Raw genomic sequence first — 25430 nt, 5'->3', positions numbered from 1 at the left:
GCTGATTTATTATTTCATTTTATTTAATTAATTCTCGAACAAAATAGCTAGTTAATTAATGTATTAAAAAATATAAAAAAATGAATCCACAAGATGAAGAAAATTTAATAGACGATTTAGGGATAGCAGTTATTGGTATGTCTGGTCGTTTTCCACAATCTGAAGACACCGATAAATTTTGGCAAAATCTTCAGGATGGCGTTGAATGTATCTCTTTTTTTTCAGAGGAAGAATTACTAGAATCTGGTGTAAAAGCAGAATTACTAAATAATCCTAACTATGTAAAAGCCCGTGCTATGATGTCGGACATTGATATGTTCGATGCAAGTTTCTTTAGTTATAGTCGCAAGGAAGCTGAATGTATAGATCCACAACAACGTTTGTTTCTTGAATGTGCTTGGGAAGCTATAGAAAAAGGTGGTTACGATCCAGATACCTATGAAGGTTTAATAGGAGTTTATGCTGGAAGTGGCATGAACCACTACTTATTGAAGAATCTTTATCCAAGTCTTGATTACGATAATCAATTGAACTCTTATCAATTAATGATTAATAGTGATAAAGACTTCTTGGCAACTCGTGTCGCTTACAAGTTAAATTTAAGAGGACCAGCAGTCAACGTTCAAACTGCTTGTTCAACCTCATTGGTTGCTGTCCATACAGCTTGTCAAAGTTTACTCAATGGTGAATGCGATCTAGCTCTGGCAGGTGGAGTCTCTATCCAACTTCCCCAAAAATCTGGGCACTTATATCGAGAGGGGATGATTTTCTCTCCTGATGGCCACTGTCGAACTTTTGATGCTCAAGCCAAGGGGACAATAACAGGTGATGGTGTGGGGGTCGTACTTCTCAAGCGCCTCAATAACGCGATCGCGGATGGTGATTCTATCCAGGCCATAATCAAGGGATCGGCAATTAATAATGATGGTTCCTTGAAAGTCGGCTACACTGCACCTAGCATAGAAGGTCAAGCAGCAGTTATTGCCGAAGCTCATGCTGTTGCAGGAATAGATCCAGAGACAATTTCATATATAGAGGCTCATGGCACAGGGACAGAGTTGGGAGACCCGGTGGAAATTGCAGCTCTGACTCAAGCTTTTAAGTATAGCACAGAAAAGAAAGGTTTCTGTGCCATTGGTTCCCTAAAAAGTAATATGGGTCATTTAGATGCAGCGGCAGGAGTAGCAGGACTGATAAAAACTGTTTTAGCTCTCAAACATAAATTAATACCACCAACCCTACATTTTGAAGAACCTAACCCTCAAATAGATTTTGTTAATAGTCCTTTATATGTTAATGCCACTCTTTCCGAATGGAAGACTAATGGAACTCCTCGTAGAGCGGGGGTTAGTTCCTTTGGTATTGGAGGCACAAACGCTCATATAATCTTGGAAGAAGCTCCAGAACAAATTAAACAAGAAAATTCTCCAGAGCGTCCAACTAATCTATTAACTCTCTCAGCAAAAACTTCAGAAGCACTGACACAACTGGTAGCAAATTATCAAAATTATATAGAAACTAATCAGGAATTAGAAATTGCAGACATTTGCTACACTGCAAACACAGGACGTAAACATTTCAAGCATCGTCTAGCTACTATTGTAGAAAACCAGCAACAGCTACTAGAAAAACTCAAATCCTACCAACTACAAGAACCAGTAACACAACTATATTCTGGAGAGTCGCCAAATAAGATCGTAAAAACAGCATTCCTATTTACAGGTCAAGGTTCCCAGTATGTAGATATGGGAAGGCAACTGTATGAACAAGCACCCACTTTCCGTCAAGCTTTAGACGAATGTGACCAAATTTTACAACCCTATCTGGAAGTACCTCTATTAGAAATCATATATCCTAAAGATGCACAAAAGTCAACTTCCGATTTATTAGATCAAACAGCTTATACCCAACCTGCCCTATTTGCCCTGGAATATGCTCTATTCAAATTATGGTCTTCATGGGGAGTCAGACCAGATGTAGTGATGGGACACAGTGTAGGAGAATATGTAGCAGCAACAGTAGCAGGAGTATTTAGTTTAGAAGATGGTCTGAAACTAATAGCCATGCGAGGAAAGTTGATGCAAAAGTTACCCTCCGGAGGTGAGATGGTATCAGTAATGGCATCAGAATCTCAAGTAACAGAAGCCATAAAAGAATATAGTTCCCAAGTAACAATAGCAGCAGTTAACGGACCAGAAAGTATAGTAATTTCAGGTGAGAGTGCAGCCATAGCCAAGATTTGTAGTGAATTTGAATCTGTAGGAGTCAAGACCAAAAAACTACAAGTATCTCATGCTTTCCATTCCCCATTGATGGAACCAATGTTAACAGAATTTGGAAGAGTAGCCAAAGAAATCACCTATACCCGACCCAAAATACAACTAATATCAAACGTTACGGGAGAAGAAGTAGATGATGGTATTGCTTCAGCAGAATATTGGGTAAATCATGTACGTCAACCAGTAAAGTTTGTCCAAGGGATGGAAACTTTGCACAAACAAGGTGCTGAAATCTTCCTAGAAATAGGACCAAAACCGATACTGTTAGGTATGGGTCGTGAGTGTCTCATGGGAGAAAAAAAAGTATGGTTGTCCAGTTTACGTTCGGGGAAACCAGACTGGTTACAAATGCTGCAAAGTTTAGGGGAATTGTATGTCCGGGCAATAAAAATTGATTGGTTAGGATTCGATCAGGATTATTCCCGTAATAAGGTAGAGTTACCTACATATCCTTGGCAACGAAAAAGCTATTGGATAAAAGATACTCGTCAACAGACAACTCAAGACAAAAAGAGCATAACATCTGTAGAAAAAGTCAAACTTGATGGAGCAAATATCCAGTCACAGGAAGTACAAAGGGACACAGACCAGATAATATTACAGCAGCCAAAACTAAGGTTATCAGCTCCAGAATCACTAGATGTAGAAAATACTGCGCCAGTTATAGAAGCCAACACGAAAATGAAATTGGCTCAGTTGCCAGTTCAAGGACAACCTGCTGCTGGTGTTGAAGAAAATATAACCAAATTGAGTAGCTTTAATATAGATTTGACTCAAATTAAAGAAACCCTCAAAAAAAGTCTAGCAGAGGCATTGTATACAGATATCAGTGAAATAGAAGAAGACAAAAAGTTTGTAGATTTAGGTTTAGATTCTATTGTTGGAGTAGAATGGATAACTGAAATCAATAAAACTTACAACTTAAATATAAAGGCCACTAAACTATACGACTATCCTACCTTATTAGATTTCGCAAAGTATATCGCTGATACCCTATTAACTCAAGGTAAAAATCTTGATGGGTCGCGATCGCCATCTGCCCAAACTGGAACAACTATCAGTAACCAATCTCTAAAATTAACTGACTCCCAGAACAATTTCTTACAAATCAAAGAAACTTTGAAGCAACAATTAGCGGAAGCCTTGTATGCGGATATCAGTGAAATAGAAGAAGACAAAAAGTTTGTGGATTTAGGTTTAGATTCTATTGTTGGAGTAGAATGGATAACTGAAATCAATAAAACTTACAACTTAAATATAAAAGCTACTAAACTATACGACTACCCTACCTTATTGGATTTCGCCAAACATATTACCCAGGAAATTTATTCTACAGGAGGAAGTAAATTCCCCACAGAGCATAAAGAATCTATTCAAAAAGATTATTTACCTGGAAATTCACAAGCACAAATCAAAGAAAAATTACGCTCAATATTGAGTAGAGTAGCTAATGGAGAATTAACAGTCCAGGAAGGAAATAAAATGATTCAACAAGTCAAGAATCAACAGGACTTACGCAAAATATGAAAATATACGCCACTTGTAGGGATTTAATGCCGTTAACTCCTACTAGATATGGTGACTATGACTAAGTCCTGATCGAGTAAAAATTATGATTTTTCAGGAGAATGAATATTATGAACAAAGAACAAATATTTAATATAATCAAAAAACATACTTGTGAAATAGCACCAGAATTAGAAAGAGTACCTCTATCACCAACTGATAGTCTAAAAAATTTAGGCATTGATTCAGTAAGTAGGGCAGAAATTATAATGATGGTCATGGAAGACTTATCCTTAAATATTCCACGCATAGAATTAGCAGGAGCCAACAATCTAGGAGAACTGGCCGATATATTTGCCAGCAAATTATAAGCAGTGAATCATGGGAATTAACAAAACTAGAGGGCTTATCAATGAGCAACATAGAGATAACAGGTATGGGCATTGTTACTTCCATTGGTCAAGGAATTGCTACTTTTAAAGAAGCTCTGTTATCAGGGAAAACTCAATTTGCTTATTTAAAACAGCCTGGACGTGAAAGCGTCAAACCATTTATTGGTGGCGAAATTCCCGATATTGAAACCAGAACCCTATTTCCTGAGTATAGTGGACTTTTGCGCGCTGCTACTAAGAGCGCCCAAGTAGCAACAGTAGCCGTCGCTGAAGCCTGGCAAGATGCTCAACTCACCTCCAGCCAAGTTAACCCAGAACGAGTAGGATTAGTTGTAGGTGGTTCAAACTTACAACAACGTTATCAGCAAGAAATCTGGCAACGTTATAATTCACGTCAGGAGTTTATACGACCAACTTATGGACTGACGTTTTGGGATACAGATATATTGGGTCTGATTTCCCAGTGTTTTCAGATTCAAGGCGAGGGATATAGTGTAGGAGGAGCTTCCGCTAGTGGAGGAGTTGCTATAATTCATGCTGCCCGTCAAATTTTAATGGGGAATAGTGATATTTGCATTGCCTTGGGAACTTTATCCGATCTATCAGGGTATGAATTACAAGCACTGATGAATTTAGGAGCAATGGGAAGCGAACGTTTCGCCGATCGCCCAGACCTTGCTTGTAGGCCATTTGACCAAGACCATGATGGCTTTATTTATGGAGAAGGTTGTGGAGTAGTTATTTTAGAAAGCACTGACCACGCTCGACAACGGGGCGCTAAATCCCATGGTCAACTTAAGGGTTGGGGATTTGCTTTAGATGGGAACCGTAGTCCTGAACCTTCCCAAAAAGGTGAAGAGCGGGCTATAAATACTGCTTTAGCCATGGCAGACCTTCAACCAGAGAGTATTGATTATGTGAATACCCACGGTACTGGTTCTCCCCTTGGTGACAAAACAGAAGTGGGAGCTTTAAAATCTGCGGGACTTCAGCATTGCCTACTCAACTCAACAAAATCTTTAACTGGACACTGTCTAACTGCTGCTGGTGTAGTGGAAGCGATCGCCACTATATTACAAATGAAATTTGGTTTTTGTCATCCTACCAAAAATTTAGTCAATCCCATTGATACCAGTTTAAATTGGGTGAAAGAAACTTCTGTTCAAGCTGAGATTAAATATGCGATCAGCAACAGCTTTGGTTTTGGGGGAATTAATACAGCTTTATTAATAGCACAGGAGTAGATTTATGCCAAAAGTTGGAATTGAAGCACTAAATGTATATGGGGGTTCAGCTAAAATAGATGTGCGAATGTTGGGGCAAGCACGTCAGTTAGACATGACTCGCTTCGATAATCTGATGATGAAAGAGAAAGCAGTTGCGATGCCTTTTGAAGACCCAGTTTCTTATGCTATTAATGCAGCCAAACCTATTATTGATGGCCTCAGCAATCTGGAAAAGCAACAAATTAAAATGGTGATAACTTGTACTGAATCTGGCATTGATTTTGGCAAGTCTATCAGCACTTATATTCAGGATTATTTGGGGCTAAGTCGTAACTGCCGAATGTTTGAGATTAAGCAAGCTTGCTACGCAACTACAGCAGGTTTACAGATGGCATTCAACTTGATTTTGTCCCAAACCTGTCCAGGGGCTAAAACTTTGGTGATAGGAACTGATATATCCCGGTTTATTGTGACAGAGGGAGGAGAAGCTATCAACGAAGATTGGTATTTTGCCGAATCAAGTAGTGGTGCTGGAGCAGTGGCGATGTTAGTCAGTGATGTTCCTAAAATTTTCCAAGCTGATGTAGGATGTAATGGTTACTATGGCTATGAAGTCATGGACACTTGTAGACCAAACCCCAACTCAGAAGCTGGAGATGCAGACTTATCATTGCTATCTTACCTAGATTGTTGTGAAAATGCCTACCAGCATTATCAAGAACAGGTAGAAGGGGTAGATTATCAAGAAACTTTTGATTACTTGAGCTTTCATACTCCCTTTGGAGGTATGGTTAAAGGCGCTCACAGAAGTATGATGCGTAAGTTCAAAAGAGCAAAACCTGCCGATATAGAAGAGGACTTTCAGAAACGGGTAATGCCAGGATTAGTCTACTGCCAACAGGTAGGGAATATCATGGGAGCGACGGTGTTTTTATCCTTAGCTAGCATGATTGACAATGCAGATTTTAGCAAACCCCGACGAATAGGTATATTCTCTTATGGTTCCGGTTGTTGTTCGGAATTTTATAGTGGAGTTGCCTTTCCACAAGGAAAAGAAATTCAAGATCAACAAAATATTGGATATCACTTAGCCAGTCGCTATTCCTTAAATATGGAAGAATATGAGCAGTTACTGAATTATAGTTCGAGAGTTGCCTTTGGCACTAGAAATGTAACTTTAGATTACGAACTATTCCCTGGTGTGTGGAAACAAATTGAAGGTAAAGGTCGCTTAGTGCTGAAAAGAATCAAGGAATTTCACCGAGAATATGAATGGGTATAGTTTCAATAATTAACAATTAATAATTACCTCTTTTTATAAAGAAGAGGATTGGGTAAAAGTGAATTTTTGATTTGTTTTCCATGAATGGAGAGGGTTTATACCTTTAAAATAACTCAACAAATCAAAAAAAAAAGTTAAATTCAAATACAAAGGAGATAAAACTCATGAGACAAGAAAATTTAGGACAATTAAAAGAAGAGTATCAAAAAAAAGGATACTGTCAAATCAGAGAATTCTTTAATGCTTCCGAAATTAAAAAACTTGAAGAAACATTAGAAACTGCCAAGGAAAAAAGTGAAGTTTCTAAAGAAAAAGTAACATTAAAGATAGGTAAATATGAGAATATTGATACAAAAGACCATGCTTATGATTTAATCAAATATGACTTTGTGTCTTCATTAATAAAAAGTAAGTTGCCTTTTTTGAATGAACTCACGGGCAAAAAAATAATGATCATGCACAATGCCTTTTTTTCTGTTGAACCTAATCAGAAAGGATTAGGATGGCACGTCGGAGTTGGTTCATTTTCATTTACAAAAATGGATGACTTTGGTGCATCAATATGGATTCCTTTAGATGAAATAACTAAAGAATATCGAGGCGGAATGCAATATGTTCCTCTAGATGCTTTTCCGGGGAAATTTCTTTACACTATTCATGATTTACATTTAAGAAATAATATCAAGTGGGATGAATCAAAAGGGGATTTGAATGAATATGTAGCTGGTGCCAATACTATTATGAATAAAATCACAGAAGATGTAATAGATTATACGATTGAAGATGATTATGAAGAAGACCAGTATAAAGTTGGCGATGTACTTTTCTTTAACAAATATGTATTACATCGTTCAGTCCCTTTAAACCCTGGCTTACATAAAATCCGACGTGCTTTTGTGATTCGACTTGTAGATTATGATACTCGGGTAGATGAGGAACGTTTGGGCTTGTTTTCAACATATACTCAATTGCATTCTAGATTCTATAAAACACTACCTCGTTACAATAAAGATAGTGTTTTGGTTATGGTTTCCCGTTCAATTAAGCAGGGGTTAAAATCTCCCTATTTACGAGATATACCTTACGTTCAAAAAACATTATCAGAAAGAATTGCAGATGAATCTGAAAATATTTTGGAAGGTGAAAATACTTTAAGAGCAGATAACTTTGATGTTAATTTGGCTGAACTTAAAGCTAGTCTAAAAGAAAGTTTAGCAGAAGCTTTGTATGCAGATATTAGTGAAATAGAAGAAGACCAAAAATTTGTTGATTTAGGGTTAGATTCTATAGTCGGAGTTGAATGGATAGCAAGCATAAATGCAACTTATAATTTAAACATGAAAGCTACCAAATTATATGATTATCCGACTTTATTAGATTTAGTCCAATATATTAGTAGTGAAATAAAGCCTTCTCAAAATGGCAATAAATTGTCTCAGGGCAATCAAATTACTTCAAAAGAAGCTCCAATAAATCAAGACTTACCTGCACAATCGCAGGAAGACGTAAGACAAAAAATACGCTCAATCCTGAGTCAAGTAGCAAGTAAAAATTTAACTGCTCAAGAGGCAAATCAAATAATTGCCAAAATCAAACAAGGAAAATAACCTAATCCTTTAGTCCCCACAAAAATCAATGAATTTCATCGATAATATAAATTTATAGCTATGGACTACTATCAAACCCTAAAAGTTAATTATCAGCCTGCTGTACAAAGAATTCAGATATATCGACCTGACGCTAACAATAGCATTAATCCCGAACTAGCCCAAGAATTATTGTTAGCTTTACAAGCTGCTGAAGCAGAAGAAACAGTTAAAGTAGTGATTCTAGAAGGACTACCTGATGTGTTTTGTACGGGGATGGATTTTCAAGAAGTAGCAGATGGAAGGGAACTTGATCCAAAACAGAATATGCACAGTTACTACAACATCTTGAAACAGATGTATCAAAGTAGCAAAGTGATTTTATCAAGAGTCCGTGGGAGGGTGCAAGCAGGAGGTGTGGGTTTGGTAGCAGCTAGCGATATAGTTGTTGCGGATCAAACTGCTACCTTCGTTTTATCTGAACTTTTATTTGGCTTGTTACCTGCTTGTGTATTGCCATTTTTGATTCGTCGAGTAGGGTTCCAAAAAGCTCAACGTTTATCACTAACAACTCAACCAATTTCAGCATCAGAGGCTTATAACTGGGGGTTAGTTGATGAATATAATGAGGATACTAATAAGTCAATTAATCAATATATTCGACGTCTAAGATATTTAGAATCATCCGGAGTCAAAGAGTTAAAAGACTTGATGAATAAATTATGGATTATTCAAGAAGAAACTCAAGATTTAGTTGTAAATACGTCTTGTAGTATGATGGTAAAACCTGCTTTTCGCGAAAAAATTAGACTATTTATACAAGAGGGGGTGTTTCCATGGCAAAGTTGAATTTTAATCAGGACTCAGTTAAGGGTAATTCTAAGGCACAACTGGTGGAGTTGGGAAATGGTGTTGTTCAAATCACTATGAATGATGAGGAGAACAGAAATAATTTTTCCCAGGAAATGGTGACAGGATTATTTCAATGTTTTCAAGCAGTTAGAGAGAATAAGAACTATAAAGTAGTTATATTGGCAGGAACTAATAATTACTTTGGCACTGGTGTTAGTGGCGAACAGTTAATGTCAACTTTTCAAACAGAAGATAACTTTTCTGTTGAGAAAATTACTGAGCTATTAACTTTGGCACTAAATTGTCCGATACCTGTTATTGCTGCTATAGAAGGTCACGCATTAGGCGGTGGTTTTGCTATAGGTTTATATGCAGATTTACTTGTGCTGAGTCAAGAAAGTTTTTATGCCAGTAACTTTCTGAAATATGGTTTTATTCCTGGAGCTGGAGCAGTATTTATATTACTTAAAAAGCTAGGGTTAGAACTAGGACAAGAAATGGTGTACACCGCCCGCAATTATCGTGGGAAAGAATTAGAAAAGCGGGGAATTCCTTTTCCAGTTTTACCTAGAAAGGAAGTGCTAAAGTTTGCCAGAAAAATTGCTAATGAAATAGCAGAAAAACCAAGGTTGTCTCTAGTTACTTTAAAGAAATACTTAATTTCAGATATTAGAAAAAAATTACAAGAGGTGCTTCCCAAAGAAGTAGAAATGCAAGAAATAACCTTTAATCAACCTGAGGTGAAAAATTTGATTCTATCAAGTTTTGCAGGAGGTGAAGGTAATAAACAGGAATCATTTGATAAGAAGCAGAGTCAGTTAACAGAAGAAGAAAATATCTTATATCAATTACAGTCTGGTAATATTTCCTTAGAAAATGCAGAAACGCTACTTCTAGAAATGACTGAAGAAAAAATACCAGAAACAGTTCAGGATGTAAAAGCGATCGCTCCTGAAAATTATGATGAGTTATTATCTGAGGAATTGTTATCTTTGGTAAGTGCTGGAGAAATATCTTTAGAAGCAGCAGAAAATTTATTATTAGAAGTAGTAGAACCAGAAGAGAACACAGAAAAATTATTAAATCAGTTACAATCAGGTGAGATTTCTTTGGAGAATGTAGAGTCAATTCTGTTAGGTTTAGATGAGGGAAAATCGCCAGCTAAAACGACAACTCAAAAAAAAATAGATAACTATGAAAATAAATCGGTAAATACGGATAATTATGATGACTTATTATCTGAAGAATTATTGTCTTTGGTAAGCTCAGGAGAAATATCTTTAGAAGCAGCAGAAAATTTATTATTAGAATTAGAAGTAGTCAAACCAGAAGATCATACAGAAAAATTATTAAATCAGTTACAATCAGGTGATATTTCCTTGGAGAATGTAGAATCAATTCTGTTAGGTTTGGATGAGGGAAAATCGCCAGCTAAAACGACAACTCAAAAAAAAATAGATAACTATGAAAATAAATCGGTAAATCCTGATAATTCAGAAGAATTGTTATCATTGTTAAGCTCAGGAAAAATCTCATTAGACGCAGCAGAAAATTTATTATTAGAAGTAGCACCAGAAATTAAAACAGATGTTAGTGAAGGGCTTAACTCTGGTAACAATGATATAGCGAACACAGATATAGCAATTATTGGAATCTCATGTCGATATCCAGGAGCAAATAACTGGCAAGAATTTTGGGAAAATTTAAAGAATGGAGTTGATAGTGTAACAGATCCACCTCCTGGAAGATGGGAAGAAAAGAATTGGTATAATCCAGATCCAGAGAATCCAGGTACTGCCTATTCAAAGTGCGCTGGTTTTTTAGAGGAAATTGATAAATTTGACCCCTTATTTTTTAAAATTTCTCCCGAAGAAGCTCAGTTTGTCGAGCCTCAACAAAGAATATTTTTAGAAGAAGCTTACCATGCTATAGAGGATGCTGGATATGCTACTGATTCTCTCAAAGGTGAAAAGTGTGGAGTATTTGTGGGAGCATCAACAGGTGATTATCTCAAGTTATTGTCAATTGCTGGATTAGAGACTCATCGGTTTGTACTAACAGGAAATATTCTGTCTCTTGTACCAGCAAGAATTGCCTACTTCCTTGACTTGAAAGGGCCAGTAGCAACTATTGATACCTCTTGTTCGTCCTCATTAGTCGCTATTCATCAAGCTTGTGAAAGTATACAGAGAGGGGAAAGCGAAATGGCGATCGCTGGAGGTATTTCTATTTGTGCAACAGCAGACTTCCAAATAGCCTCAAGTCAGTTTCAAATGATATCCCCTGATGGACGTTGTAAAACTTTTGATGCTTCAGCGTCAGGTACAACTTGGAGCGAAGGTTGTGGCGTTATCTTGTTAAAAAGCTATAGTCAAGCAGTTCAAGACAACGATCTTATTTATGGAGTTATCAAAGGAACGGGGGTAAATTATGATGGTAATACTAACGGAATTAGTGCCCCTAGCAGTCAATCTCAAGCTAGTTTAGAAGCAGCAGTTTATCAGAAGTTTGGCATTAATCCAGAAACTATTAGTTATGTAGAAGCTCATGGTACGGCAACACCTCTGGGAGATCCAATAGAAGTAGAAGCTTTAACAGAAGCCTTTTCTAAGTGGACGAAGAAGAAGCATTTTTGTGCGATCGGCTCGGTCAAAAGTAATATTGGCCATGCCTCAACTGCTGCTGGAGTTTCTGGTTTGATCAAGACGATTTTGTGTCTCAAAAACCAAAAATTAGTACCGTCGTTACATTTTGAGCAACCAAACCCACATATTGACTTTGAAAATAGCCCTTTTTATGTTAATACAGAATTAAAAGATTGGGAAGTTTCAGCAGGAGAACCAAGGAAAGCCGCAGTTAGTTCTTTTGGTTTTAGCGGTACTAATGCTCATATTGTTATAGAAGAAGCTCCTAGTGAAGTCAGAAGTCAGAAGTCAAAAGTCAGAAGTGAAGAATATTTAGAACGTTCTCTGCATTTGTTAACTTTATCGGCGAAAACAGAAAATTCTCTAAAAGATTTAGTCAGTAGTTATCAAAGTTATTTAGAAACTAATGTAGAGACGTTTCGCGAAACCTCCCTACATGATATATGTTATACAGCTGCTACAGGTAGAACCCATTTTAATCATCGACTAGGAGCGATCGCATCCGAACCTCAAGAATTAATAGAGAAACTGCTAGAGTGGAAAACTCAGTCAGAATTAGTAGGAGTATTTTCAGGCGAGACAAATAAGCAAAGTCAGAAAATAGCATTCCTATTTACAGGTCAAGGCTCCCAGTATACAAATATGGGAAGGCAACTGTATGAACAAGCACCGACTTTCCGTCAAGGTTTAGACGAATGCGACCAAATTTTACAACCCTATCTGGAAGTACCTCTATTAGAAGTTATTTATCCTCAAGATACACAACAGTCAACTGCCGATTTATTAGATCAAACAGCTTATACACAACCAGCACTATTTGCCATAGAATATGCTCTCTTTAAATTATGGCAATCATGGGGAGTGAAACCAGATGTAGTAATGGGGCATAGTGTAGGAGAATATGTAGCAGCAACAGTAGCAGGAGTATTAAGTCTGGAAGATGGTCTAAAATTAATAGCTATGCGGGGTAAGTTGATGCAACAGTTACCCTCTGGTGGTGAGATGGTATCGGTAATGGCATCAGAATCTCAGGTAATGGAAGCTATCAAAGAATATAGTTCCCAAGTAACAATAGCAGCAGTTAACGGACCGAAAAGTATAGTAATTTCCGGAGAGGGTGGAGCGATCGCTAAGATTTGTAGTGAATTGGAAGCAGCGAAAGTGAAGACTAAAAAACTACAAGTATCCCATGCTTTCCATTCCCCATTGATGGAACCAATGTTAACAGAATTTGCAGCAGTAGCCAAAGAAATTACCTATAATAAACCGCAAATACCAATAATATCAAATGTCACTGGTACTGAAGTAGGTACAGAAATAACTACTGCTCAATATTGGGTAGATCATGTTCTGCAACCAGTAAAATTTGCCCAGAGTATGAAAACTCTAGAAGAGCAAGGATATCAAACCTTCCTGGAAATCGGACCAAAACCAATATTGTTGGGCATGGGCAGACGATGTGTAACAGAAGATGTAGGAGAATGGTTGCCATCATTGCGTCCGGGAGTAGATGAATGGGAACAAATACTATCAAGTCTGGGACAATTGTATGTCAAAGGAGTAAAAATAGATTGGTTAGGATTTGACTCAGACTATAGTCGTCAGAAAGTGGCATTGCCGACTTATCCATTCCAACGAGAAAGATGTTGGATAGAAACCAACAACAAGTTCAACTTCTCGCCTCAACAACAGTTTTCCAAAGGCCAAAACTTCCATCCACTACTAGGTCAAAAGCTAAATTGTGCCAGCGAACAACAAATATTTGCATCACAAATAGGGGAAAATTCACCCAACTATTTGAGTTACTATCGAATATTTGATCGAGCATTATTTCCGGCAACAGGCTACCTAGAAATAGCAATGGCAGCAGGAAATCGCCAATTAAAAACACCCCAAATAGTAATAGAAGATTTAAGCATCAGTAAGGGATGGACACTACCACCAGGAGAATTAACAAATGCCCAAACCATTCTGACTCCACTAGACAATCAAAGCTACCAATTCCAAATATTTTCTCAACAACAAAATCAAGAGGAACAGAAATGGAAACTCCATGCTACAGGAAAAATCCGAACTGCTCAAACAGATACAACTCCTACTAAAGTAGATTTAGAAAAATATAAAGCTGAGTGTAGTCAATCAATAGAAGTTGAACAACATTATCAACAATGTCAGAAATTAGGGATTGATTATGGCAGCAATTTCCAAGGTATCTACGAGTTATGGTATGGAGAAAACCAAGCATTAGCTCAGATTAAATTACCCCAAGAATTGATAGCACAAACAATTGATTATCAGTTCCATCCCGCATTATTAGATGCAGCTTTGCAGATAATTGTTCATGCACTGCCAGAAGTAGACAGCGATCTAACCTATCTGACAGTCGGGATAGAACAGTTCAAAATATATGGTAGTCCTGGGCTTTCCTTGTATGCTTGCGCATCGGCGATCGCTGTAGTGGAAAGTGAAAAAAGTTTAACCGCTCAAGTGACGCTAGTGACTCCAGAAGGAGAAATTATTGCCACAGTCGAAGGTTTACAAGTCAAACTGGCGAATCAACAGACTATACTAGGAACAGAAGTAGAAATCAGTAATTGGTTGTATGAAGTAGAATGGAGATCCAAAGGTCTTTTGGGCAGATTGCTACCACCTGCTTTCTTGCTCGATCCCGTAGAAGTTTCCCAAAAATTAACTCCTAGCTTTAAAGAATTAGTAAGCCAGGTAGATAATACTCAGACCTCAGAAATAGAAAGGAACCTGGAAGAATTAAGCGTAGATTATATAGTGCAAGCTTTGCTATCAATGGATTGGTCTTATAAGCCAACAGAGAGCTTTGACTTGGAGGCCGTAGTTCAACGTTTAGGTATAGTTCCGAGTCAGCGACGATTATTTGGGCGTCTGCTACAAATCTTAGAAGAAGTAGGAATACTTAAGTACGACCAACAGCAATGGCAGGTACAACAAACCCTAGAAAAAGTCAACCCTAGCGAACAAAGCCAGAGTTTACTGAATCAATATCCAGAAGCAGAAGCAGCATTAACACTCTTAAACCGTTGTGCATCTCAACTCCGTGGAGTCCTCAAAGGAGCAATAAATCCCCTAGAACTGGTGTTTCCGAAAGGGGATTTGACGGCAGCTACCCAAGTCTATCAAGACTCAATTGTAGCCAAGGTGATGAACACGATAGTACAAAAAACCATCGCTCAAACTATTGAGGATTTACCCCCTAGCAGAGGGATTCGGGTGTTGGAAATTGGAGCGGGAACAGGAGAAACTACAAGTTATATTCTGCCCCATCTAAATCCTAATCAAACAGAATATATATTCACTGATATTGATGGCATACTTACCAGACAAGCTCAACAGAAATTCCAGGATTATAAATTCCTAGACTATCAAACCTTAGATATAGAGGTAGAGCCAAGTAGTCAAGGATTTGCATCTCATCAATATGATGTAATTATTGCAGCCAATGTTCTTTATGCTACAACCAGTATAAAGCAGACATTATCCCATGTCCGACAACTGTTAGCACCAGGGGGAACATTGGTATTGTATGAAAGAACAACTCGCTCTCGATTTTTGGATTTAATTTTTGGATTATTAGAAGGATGGTGGAAATTCAGCGATGATGAATTGCGGGCGGACTATCCTCTCTTGAGTCGTCAGCAGTGGCAACAGGTTTTGAGTGAAACAGGTTTTACTCAAGTCGTTACTCTCCCAGAAGTTGAGGAGATGCCAGAAGTGTTTGCTCAACAAGGAGTTATCGTTGCTAAAGCTCCTCCAACAACTTTAGACTCAACATCATCGACACAGAAGAGCTGGTTGATACTGGCAGATAAACAGGGAGTTGCTCAACAGCTAGCTAGTCACCTGCGATCATCAGGAGATGCTTGTACATTAGTATTTGCTGGAGAGAACTATCAACAGCTTGCCCCGGAAGAATTTACGATCGCTCCTCATCATCCAGAAGAATTTGAGAAACTGATAGAAACTGTAGCTACCAAATCCCCATCCTTACTGGGGGTAGTACAATGTTGGACAACCGAAGCAGGGGTGGGTAGAAACATAAGCGCTGAGGAATTAGGACATTTATCGAAGCTAGGCTGTGGTACTACCTTATCTTTGGTACAAGCTTTAGTCAAAGCCAAGTTATCTGAGTCGCCCCGGTTATGGTTAGTAACGAATGGTTCTCAAGCAGTACCGTCAAATAATTCAGTCATACCAGGAGTAGCCCAATCTTCATTGTGGGGTATGGGGAAAGTAATTAGCCTAGAACATCCCGAACTCAAGTGCGCGTGTATAGATTTAGACTCACAGGAGACGATAGAGACTCAAGCTGAGGAACTATTCGAGGAAATTTGGGCGGAGGATAAGGAAGATCGGGTAGCATGGCGTGGGGATGAGCGTTATGTGGCTCGATTGGTGGCTAGTCATCATCAGCAAGCAGTGACAGCACAAGAAGCTGATGCTACTACTACTCAAAAGTCTTTGCGTTTCCGGGAGGATGCTACCTACTTAATTACAGAAGGTATTAGCAGTTTAGGGTTATTGGTGGCTCGTTGGATGGTAGATAAAGGAGCCAAGCATCTGGTGTTGCTAGGAAACTGTTCGCCAGATGGTACTAACAGTCAAACAATAACTGAGTTAGAAAAAGCTGGAGCTTCGGTTGTAGCTGAAAAAGTTGATGTGTCCGATATGGAATCGATCGCTAGAGTGCTACACAACATTAAGGACTCAAATATACCGCTAGCAGGAGTAATCCATTCCGCAGGAATATTGCCCGATGGAATGCTACAAGATCGGGTTTTGTCTGACTTTGAAGAAGCGATCGCATCAAAAGTTAAAGGTGCTTGGCATTTGCATCAATTGACTCAAAATCAGCAGCTAGACTTTTTTGTAATGTTTTCTTCAGTTGCATCTCTGTTGGGTTCACCAAATCAAGGAAATTATGCTGTAGCTAATGGGTTTCTAGATGGTTTAGCTCATTATCGTCGGGGTATGGGATTGCCAGGATTGAGCATTCATTGGGGAACTGTTGCTCAAGGTGGAGAAAGTGTTAGTTTACAGCAGCAGGGAATAGCAGCAATATCTCCAACTCAGGCGCTAGAGTCTCTAGAGCTACTGATGAGTGGTTCAGATATAGAAGTAGGGGTGCTACCAATTGAGTGGTCTGCTTGGCAGGAAAGAGTAGCCCAATGGCCTTTCTTGGCAGATTGGCAGGAAACAACTCAAACTACTTCTGAAATATATAAGTCAGAATTTCTGGCAAAATTGGAGGCAACAGCACCCAATGAGCGTCGCTCGTTATTAGTGGCTCATGTTCGACGTCAATTTGCTCTAGTGTCAGGAATTAAAAATCCTGAATCTATTTCATTAGAAACAGGATTTTTTGACCTAGGAATGGATTCTTTGACTTCTGTTGAGTTGAGGAATAAGTTGCAGATAAGTTTAGATTGTTCTCTGCCATCTTCTCTAGCTTTTGATTATCCTAATATTCAGTCACTAACTGATTACTTGGAAGAAACAATACTTCTGCCATCAGAGGCTCCTGGTTCTGAGTCAGAAACACCAGAGGCAAGATTGGAGAAGGATTCCTTGGAGCTAGAGTATTCAGAAAGTCTATTTTCTGAAGTTAATCAGCTTTCTGAAGATGAAATTGATCTGGCGGTTGATGACGCTATAGATGAATTAGATCGACTTTTAGAATGAGTTAGTTAATATCAAATTTGTAATCATAAAGTATAGGAGGAATAAAGATGGAACTTAACTCACCCGAAAAACTCTCAAATGAGCAACGTTTACTACTAAAACTCAAACAAGCAACTGCAAAAATTCAAGCACTTCAAGCAGCAACTACAGAACCAATAGCTATTGTTGGTATGAGTTGTCGTTTTCCCGGAGGTGCATCTACTCCACAAGCTTTCTGGGATGTTTTACAAAATGGAGTAGATACGATCGCTGAGGTCCCAAAAGAGCGATGGCATCTTGATGATTATTACGATCCCGATCCAGAAACTCCAGGCAAAATGTACAGTCGTTATGGAGGATTTATCAATGGAGTACAAGAGTTTGATGCCAATTTTTTTGGTATTTCCCCTAAAGAAACCACTAATTTAGACCCCCAACATAGATTACTCTTAGAAGTCACTTGGGAAGCTCTAGAGAATTCAGGAAATAATCCGCAACAACTTAAAGGGAGTCAAACGGGCGTATTTGTTGGTATTTGTACCAATGACTATACTTCTCGTATATTCAGTCAAGGTCTAGAAAAAATTGATGCTTATATGAGTTCAGGTAACTCCCACAGTACAGCATCAGGGCGAATTTCCTATACTCTGGGGCTAGTCGGACCTAATTTAGTAGTAGATACATCCTGCTCTTCTTCATTAGTAAGTATTCATTTAGCCTGTTCGAGTTTAAGAAATAAAGAGTGTAATCTAGCTCTAGCAGGAGGGGTGAATTTATTGCTATCTCCAGAGCTTAGTGTTGCTCTGTCTCAAGGTCGTATGTTATCGGTAGATGGTAAGTGCAAAACCTTTGATGCTTCAGCAAACGGTTATGTCCGTGGAGACGGATGTGGGATTATTGTATTGAAGCGCCTCAGTGATGCAGTTGCCAATAAGGATAATATTCTGGCAGTAATTCGTGGCAGTGCTATTAATCAAGACGGCCCCAGTAGTGGTTTGACAGTACCTAATGGTCCTTCTCAAGTAGCTGTTATCCGTCAAGCTATGGCTAATGGAGGAATAGATGCAGCAGATATTAGTTATATTGAAGCTCATGGAACTGGAACTTCCTTGGGAGATCCGATAGAAGCTGAAGCTTTAGGAACAGTTTTTGGCAAAACCCATTCTCAAGAGCAGCCTTTAATTATTGGTTCAGCCAAGACTAATATTGGTCACACCGAGGGAGCAGCAGGAGTTGCAGGTTTGATGAAATTAGTCCTGCAATTGCAACATCAACAAATAGCACCGTCACTGCATTTTAATGAGCCTAATCCTTATATTAATTGGTCTCAATTACCTGTACAAGTATCGACGAATCTTACGCCTTGGGAAACTAATGGCAAAAGTCGCATCGCTGGCGTAAGTTCCTTTGGTTTTAGTGGAACTAATGCTCATATAATCTTAGAAGAAGCTCCCGAAGAATTTAGAATTAAGAATTCAGAATTTAGAATTGAGGATGGAACTGAACGTGCAGTTCATATCTTGACTCTTTCAGCTAAAAGTGAAACAGCTCTTAGTGAGTTAGTCAATAGTTATCAAAATTATCTAACAATTCATCCCGAATTAGGGGTAGCTGATATCTCCTATACAGCTAATATAGGACGTGCCCAGTTCCAACACAGACTAGCAGTTATTGCACACAACCAACAAGAATTAATAGAAAAATTCCGAGAATACCAGAAAGGAGAGGAAGTAACCGGAATTTACTCAGGAGAACTGACAAATAATACTACAGAGTCTAAAATCGCTTTCCTCTTCACAGGACAAGGTTCCCAATATGTGAACATGGGAAGGCAATTGTATGAACAAGCCCCCATTTTTAGTGAAGCAATTCACCAATGTGAAGAAATTCTGAGTAGTGTCGAAACTTTCCAGGAAAAGTCCTTACGAGACATTCTCTATTCTGAAACTACAGATAATTCTGGTTCATCTCTACTAGATCAAACAGCGTATACCCAACCAGTGCTATTTGCTATAGAATATGCCCTATTTAAACTCTGGGAGTCATGGGGAATTAAACCAGATGTGGTCATGGGTCATAGCGTGGGCGAATATGTGGCAGCAACTGTAGCCGGAGTATTTAGTTTAGAAGATGGCTTGAAACTTATTGCCACTAGAGGAAGGTTAATGCAGAAATTACCTGCTGGTGGTGAGATGGTTTCCGTTATGGCTTCAGAGTCTCAAGTTCTGGAAACATTGAAAGCGACGTCTCTGGAAGAAAAAGTAGCCATAGCAGCTATGAATGGACCCCAAAGCATAGTAATTTCTGGGGAGTCTGAATCAGTAAGAGCGATCGCAACTAAGCTCGAATCAGCCGGAATCAAAACCAAACAACTACAGGTATCCCATGCTTTCCATTCACCATTGATGGAACCGATGTTAGCAGAGTTTGAAACTGTAGCGAATCAAATTACCTACAATCAACCAAGGATATCAATTATATCAAATCTCACGGGAACCAAAGCAGACAATAGTATAACTACAGCTCAATATTGGGTGAGTCATGTACGGCAACCAGTAAAGTTTGCCCAGGGTATGAAAGAGTTAAGCGAGCAAGGCTACGAAACTTTCTTAGAAATCGGACCAAAACCAATTTTGTTGGGAATGGGAAGGCAATGTTTACCAGAAGTAGGTGTATGGTTGCCATCGTTGCGTCCAGGAGTTGATGAATGGCAACAGCTCCTTTCCAGTTTAGGACAGTTATACGTACAGGGAGTCAAAGTAGATTGGTTAGGATTTGATCGTGACTATAACCGAGAGAAAGTGCTATTGCCTACCTATCCATTCCAAAGAGAAAAATATTGGATAGAAATTAACAATGGCTATCAACAAAAACTGTCTTTGTCAAAATATTTGCACCCGTTACTAGGAGAAAAAGTTGACTTAGCAGGAATAGATGAGCAATATCGTTTTCAATCATACCTAAGCCCTGAATCTCCAGACTACCTTAAGGATCACCAAGTATTTGAGCAAGTGCTATTTCCAGGTACAGGGTACTTAGAATTAGCAATGGCAGCAGGAAAAAATATCTTCAGTTCTCAAGACCAAGTAGTAGTATCTGATGTGGTGATAGCGCGAGGATTAATCTTACCAGAAACAGAAATCAAGAAAGTACAAACGGTAGTCAGTTCTTTAGAAGACAATACTTATAAGTTCGAGGTATTTAGTGCATCAGAATCTGAGAATCAACAGACTTTAGAATGGAGGTTGCACAGTGAAGGAAAAATCTACCCAGAGCCAATTGCCAAGGATAAAGAAACCATAGACTTAGAACAATATCAAAAAGATTGTACTCAAGTAATAGAGGTAGAAGAACATTATGAAAAATGTAAGTCTTTAGGTTTAGACTACGGCAATTGTTTCCAAGGACTAAAACAGTTGTGGAAAGGTAAAGGCAAAGTTCTAGGCGAAATAGTTTTACCGGACGAATTAATCGAAAACGTAACAGATTATCAGCTACATCCAGCCCTATTAGATGTAGCCCTACAAATTACAGGTTATGCTCTAGCTCAATCAGACACAGACGATCAAACCTATCTGCCATTAGGGATAGACAAATTGAGAGTATATCGTCGGACAATAAGTAAAGTATGGGCGATAGGACAAGTACAAGAAAACAGCTTAACAGCAAACATTTTCTTAGTAGATAACCAGGGAACGGTATTAGCCAAGCTAGAAGGATTCAAGGTAATGGCAACCACTGCCGATGTACTCTTGAAAAGTATGCAGCCAGATATCAGTCATTGGTATTATAAAGTTGACTGGCAAGCTCAAGAGTTACCACCAACGAACCCATCAACAGCAAGCAGCAAATGGTTAATCTTGGCAGAAGATACTCAACTAATAGAAGCACTACAAAACAAAGAGCAAGAGTGCATTCAAGTATCGCCAGGAGAGACATATAAGCAATTAAGTCCACAGCACTATCAAATCAATCCCAATAACGAGGAAGAATTTCAACAACTGCTGGCTGAAAATTCAGGAATTACAGGAGTTGTACATTTCTGGGGAGTGCAGAAATCAGAAAACAAAGAAAACTTAGAATTAGATAAAATTCAAGAAAATATTTGTGCGTCTGCACTGCATTTGGTACACGCAATTCTCGAAAGTAATAGCGAGACAACACCACAGTTGTGGTTGGTAACGCAAGGAACTCAGAGTGTTAACAAAGACTCGGAAGTAATTAATCCTGAGTATGGAAGTTTATGGGGATTCGGCGGAATAGTTGCCATAGAACACATAGACCTAAAGTGTAAACGTTTCGACTGCGATCCAGAAGCCAATATTGAGCAAAACCTAGACTCCTTAGTAGCTGAACTATTATCAGAAAATATCGAAGACCAAATAGCGATACGTCAGGGAAATCGTTATGTGGCCAGATTAGGACGAAAACCACAGCAACAAACAATGAGTGCCCCTGGGCAACCAGTGCAATTAAAACTGCCAGAATACGGACTGATAGACAACCTCGGCTGGCAGCCAATGCAGCGTCCTGTTCCTGAAGTTAACGAAGTAGAAATTGAGGTAGCAGCAGTAGGACTAAACTTCCGAGACGTACTCAATGCTTTAGGATTGCTCAAAGACTACTATGCCGAACACCTGGGCATTACCAGTGCCCAACAACTCACCTTTGGTTTGGAATGTACGGGCACAATCTCTGCTGTGGGAGCAGAAGTCTCACGGTGGCAAGTAGGGGACGAAGTAATAGTAAATATGCTCCATGATGGTTTCAGTAGTTTCATTACTGTTCCTGCTGAGGCTGAGTATCTCATGGCTAAACCGAAACAAATGAGTTTCAGTGAAGCAGCAACCTTACCTCTGACATTTTCCACAGCTTACTATGGATTGCAGCAGTTAGCCAAAATTAAACCTGGCGATCGAGTATTAATTCATGCAGCAGCAGGAGGAGTAGGGCAGGCCGCAGTACAAATAGCTCAACAGGCGGGAGCAGAAGTATTCGCTACTGCTAGTCCTCCTAAGTGGGAATTTCTCAAATCCCTGGGAATCAAACATATTATGAACTCCCGCACCCTAGATTTTGCTGACCAAATCATGGAGATTACTGAAGGAAAGGGAGTTGATGTAGTCCTCAATAGTCTCAATGGAGATTACATTCCCAAAAATTTGGAAGTATTATCTCCTCAAGGAAGATTTGTGGAAATTGGCAAAATCGGGATTTGGGAGCCACAGCAAGTTCAAGAAAAACGACCAGATGTCAGCTATTTCGCTTTTGATTTAGGACAAGTATCCCACGAACAACCAGAGGCAATGGTTCAGGTGTCAGAGGGATTAACCCACAAATGGAACCAAGGAGAACTTGTTGCCTTACCTCACAAAGTATTTTCTAGTACACAAATTACAGAAGCCTTCCAGTATATGCAGCAAGCCAAAAATATAGGGAAGGTAGTCATAGAAATGCCACAACTTTCTATTGATTCTAAGTCTATCCAAGCTGAAGGAAGTTATTTGGTTACAGGTGGATTAGGAGCATTAGGATTAGAATTAGCCAAATGGATGGTAACACAGGGGGCAAAACATCTAGTTTTGAGCGGACGTCGCACTCCTAATGAAAACGCCCAAAAAGTCATTGAGGACTTAGAAACAGCCGGAGCTTCTGTGAGTGTGTTATTAGGAGATATTTCCCGTCAAGAGGATGTCGCCCAAACTTTAGAGACAATATCAACGTCATTACCTCCACTGAAAGGGGTGATTCATGCAGCAGGGGTGTTGGATGACGGATTAGTTCAAAATCTGACTTGGCAGCGGTTTACTAAAGTGATGGCTCCCAAGGTGCAGGGAACTTGGAATTTGCATCAACTGACTAAAGATTTACCCTTAGATTTCTTTGTTTGTTTTTCCTCCATGGCTGCTATTCTAGGCGCTCCCGGCCAAGCCAATTATTCTGCAGCTAATTCTTTCATGGATGCCTTAGTTCACTATCGTCGAGGTCTGGGATTACCAGGATTGAGTATCAACTGGGGAGGTTGGGGATCTGTAGGGATGACAGCTCGTTTAGATACTGTGAATCAAAAACGACTGGAGAGTAGTGGGGTGACTCTCATAGAAACAGACAGGGGAATGCAGGCATTGGAGTCATTGTTATCTGACTCAGAGAGTCAAGTAGCAGTATTGCCCGTTAATTGGTCAAAATTCCTTAAGGCACTACCACGGGATCAAAAGACAATATTTATTGAGAATTTGATTTCCACTGAGTCATCATCAAGTAAAAAATCGGCATTTAGAGAACAATTAGAATCAGCAGCAATTGCAGAACGTCAGGAGTTATTAACCAATCACGTTCGCTCTTTGATAGCTAAAACCTTAGGTTGGTCAGATCCACAAAAGATAGCAATGCACGAACCTTTTATTGACTTAGGATTAGATTCTTTGATGACAGTAGAATTGAAAAATAGGTTGGAGTCAAGTTTAGAGACAAATTTGATTTCTACATTATTATTTGACTATCCTACTCTGAAGGCGTTGGTAGAGTATTTACCTGATGTAATTCCTCTGGAATTTTCTGTAACAGATAGCTCAGATAAAGAAGATAATAACTTGTCTGGTGAGGAAATTGATTTTAAAGCTGAAGTAATTGTAGACCCGACAATTGTTATTAGTACTACAGTTAAGCAGAATATTGTGGAACCTCAGAATATTTTCTTAACAGGAGCGACAGGTTTTATTGGAACTTATTTGCTTGATGAGTTATTGCAAACAACTTCAGCAAATATATACTGTCTAATTCGGGCTAATGATATTGATTCAGCTAAACAGAAACTCAAAGATAAACTAGAATCTTATTGGCTCTGGGATGAGGAGAAATTTGGCTCTAGAGTTATCCCTGTAGTGGGAGATTTATCTAGTAAATTGTTCGGACTACCAACAGAAGAGTTTAACTTACTTGCCAACCAGATTGATGTTATTTATCATAGTGGAGCTTGGACTAATCATCTTTACCCCTACAGTATACTCAAGCCTACTAATGTTATAGGAACTCAAGAAGTTTTAAGATTGGCTGGTCAAACTCATGTCAAACCTGTGCATTTTATGTCTACTTATATAGTTTTACTATCATCCACTAACGAGCAAGGTACAGCCATTCTTGAATCTGAACCTTTGAGTGATGAAGCTAATAATTTGACAAATGGTTACTTCCAAAGTAAATGGGTAGCGGAAAAGTTAGTAGCGGCAGCGAGGGATTTAGGAATTCCTACTTCTATATATCGCTTAACGACGATAACAGCAGATGCTAACAGTGGTGCTAGTAGGATTGATGATATAGTTTGTCGCTATGTTATGGGTTGCATTGAATTGGGAATGGTGCCAATTTTAGAAGGTAAATTAGAGAACTGGGTTCCTATCAATGAAACAACTAAAGCAGTTGTTCACTTGTCTCAGCAAGAGGCATCTTTGGACAAAACATTTAATTTAGTTAATCCGAAATCCACATCTTGGAACAATGTATTTGATTTTATTTGTTCTTTAGTTCCTTCTGTGAAAAGAGTTTCATCGAGTGATTGGCAGATAGCCTTATCAAATCATCCCGAAAACTCAGTGTATCCTTACTTTTTTGGAGTGCAGGCTGGAACTGGCAAATTGACAGAAAAAGAGTCAGACATTCTTTCAGGAGTTACTATTGACGACCGCAATACTAAGAATGGGTTGATGGGCAGTGAAATTGCCTTTAGCTCTATAGACAAAGAATACCTAGAAAAAATGCTTTCTTATTTGAACAAAAGTGGCTTTATAAACTTACCTTCTTAAAGCTAACTTAGAAAAAAAGCTACTTCTTCATTAATTGATAATGGATAATGAATAATGGATAATTACCTCTGGTTTTCTCCTTAAAAGGAGAGACAATAAAGCCGAATTGATTAATTATCAATTATCCATTATCCATTGGTAAAAATGTAGATTGTTTTTGAATTTTCAC

The 25430-nt window shown here is 38.7% G+C and carries 8 protein-coding genes; all 8 read left to right on the top strand.

All coding sequences use genetic code 11. From position 1 onward, the window contains the following. Positions 1-80 precede the first annotated feature (80 nt). The 8 genes from F6K06_RS13680 (at position 81) to F6K06_RS13645 (ending at position 25261) form a co-directional block, all read left to right on the top strand. Entirely contained in the window at positions 81-3806 is a 3726-nt protein-coding gene (locus F6K06_RS13680) for a type I polyketide synthase (protein WP_124155954.1), read from the top strand. 110 nt (positions 3807-3916) lie between these two features. Continuing rightward, complete coding sequence (locus F6K06_RS13675) at positions 3917-4156, top strand: acyl carrier protein (RefSeq protein WP_124155955.1); 240 nt, start codon at positions 3917-3919, stop codon at positions 4154-4156. A 41-nt stretch (positions 4157-4197) separates the two neighbouring features. Beyond that, entirely contained in the window at positions 4198-5421 is a 1224-nt protein-coding gene (locus F6K06_RS13670) for a beta-ketoacyl synthase N-terminal-like domain-containing protein (protein ID WP_124155956.1), read from the top strand. A gap of 4 nt (positions 5422-5425) precedes the next feature. Further along, positions 5426-6685 (top strand): hydroxymethylglutaryl-CoA synthase family protein, encoded by a 1260-nt coding sequence (locus F6K06_RS13665; protein ID WP_287241596.1) that lies wholly within the window; start codon positions 5426-5428, stop codon positions 6683-6685. Positions 6686-6849: 164 nt separating this feature from the next. Next, entirely contained in the window at positions 6850-8292 is a 1443-nt protein-coding gene (locus F6K06_RS13660; protein ID WP_124155958.1) for a phosphopantetheine-binding protein, read from the top strand. Between the two features lie 60 nt (positions 8293-8352). After that, positions 8353-9120, top strand: a complete 768-nt coding sequence (locus F6K06_RS13655) for an enoyl-CoA hydratase/isomerase (RefSeq protein ID WP_124155959.1) — start codon at positions 8353-8355, stop codon at positions 9118-9120. Then, the gene (locus tag F6K06_RS13650) at positions 9108-17480 is read left to right on the top strand and encodes a type I polyketide synthase (protein WP_124155960.1); all 8373 of its coding nucleotides are present in this window, start codon (positions 9108-9110) and stop codon (positions 17478-17480) included. Before F6K06_RS13655 ends, F6K06_RS13650 begins: the two co-directional genes overlap by 13 nt. Before the next feature lie 47 nt (positions 17481-17527). Continuing rightward, complete coding sequence (locus tag F6K06_RS13645) at positions 17528-25261, top strand: type I polyketide synthase (protein WP_287241592.1); 7734 nt, start codon at positions 17528-17530, stop codon at positions 25259-25261. Positions 25262-25430: the final 169 nt, after the last annotated feature.

Origin of the sequence: Okeania sp. SIO1H4, assembly GCF_010672695.1 — a bacterium.
In the GTDB taxonomy this organism is placed as follows: Bacteria; Cyanobacteriota; Cyanobacteriia; order Cyanobacteriales; family Microcoleaceae; genus Okeania; species Okeania hirsuta.
Note: the sequence above shows the minus strand (reverse complement) of the source record. Positions and strands in the feature narration are given on the sequence as shown.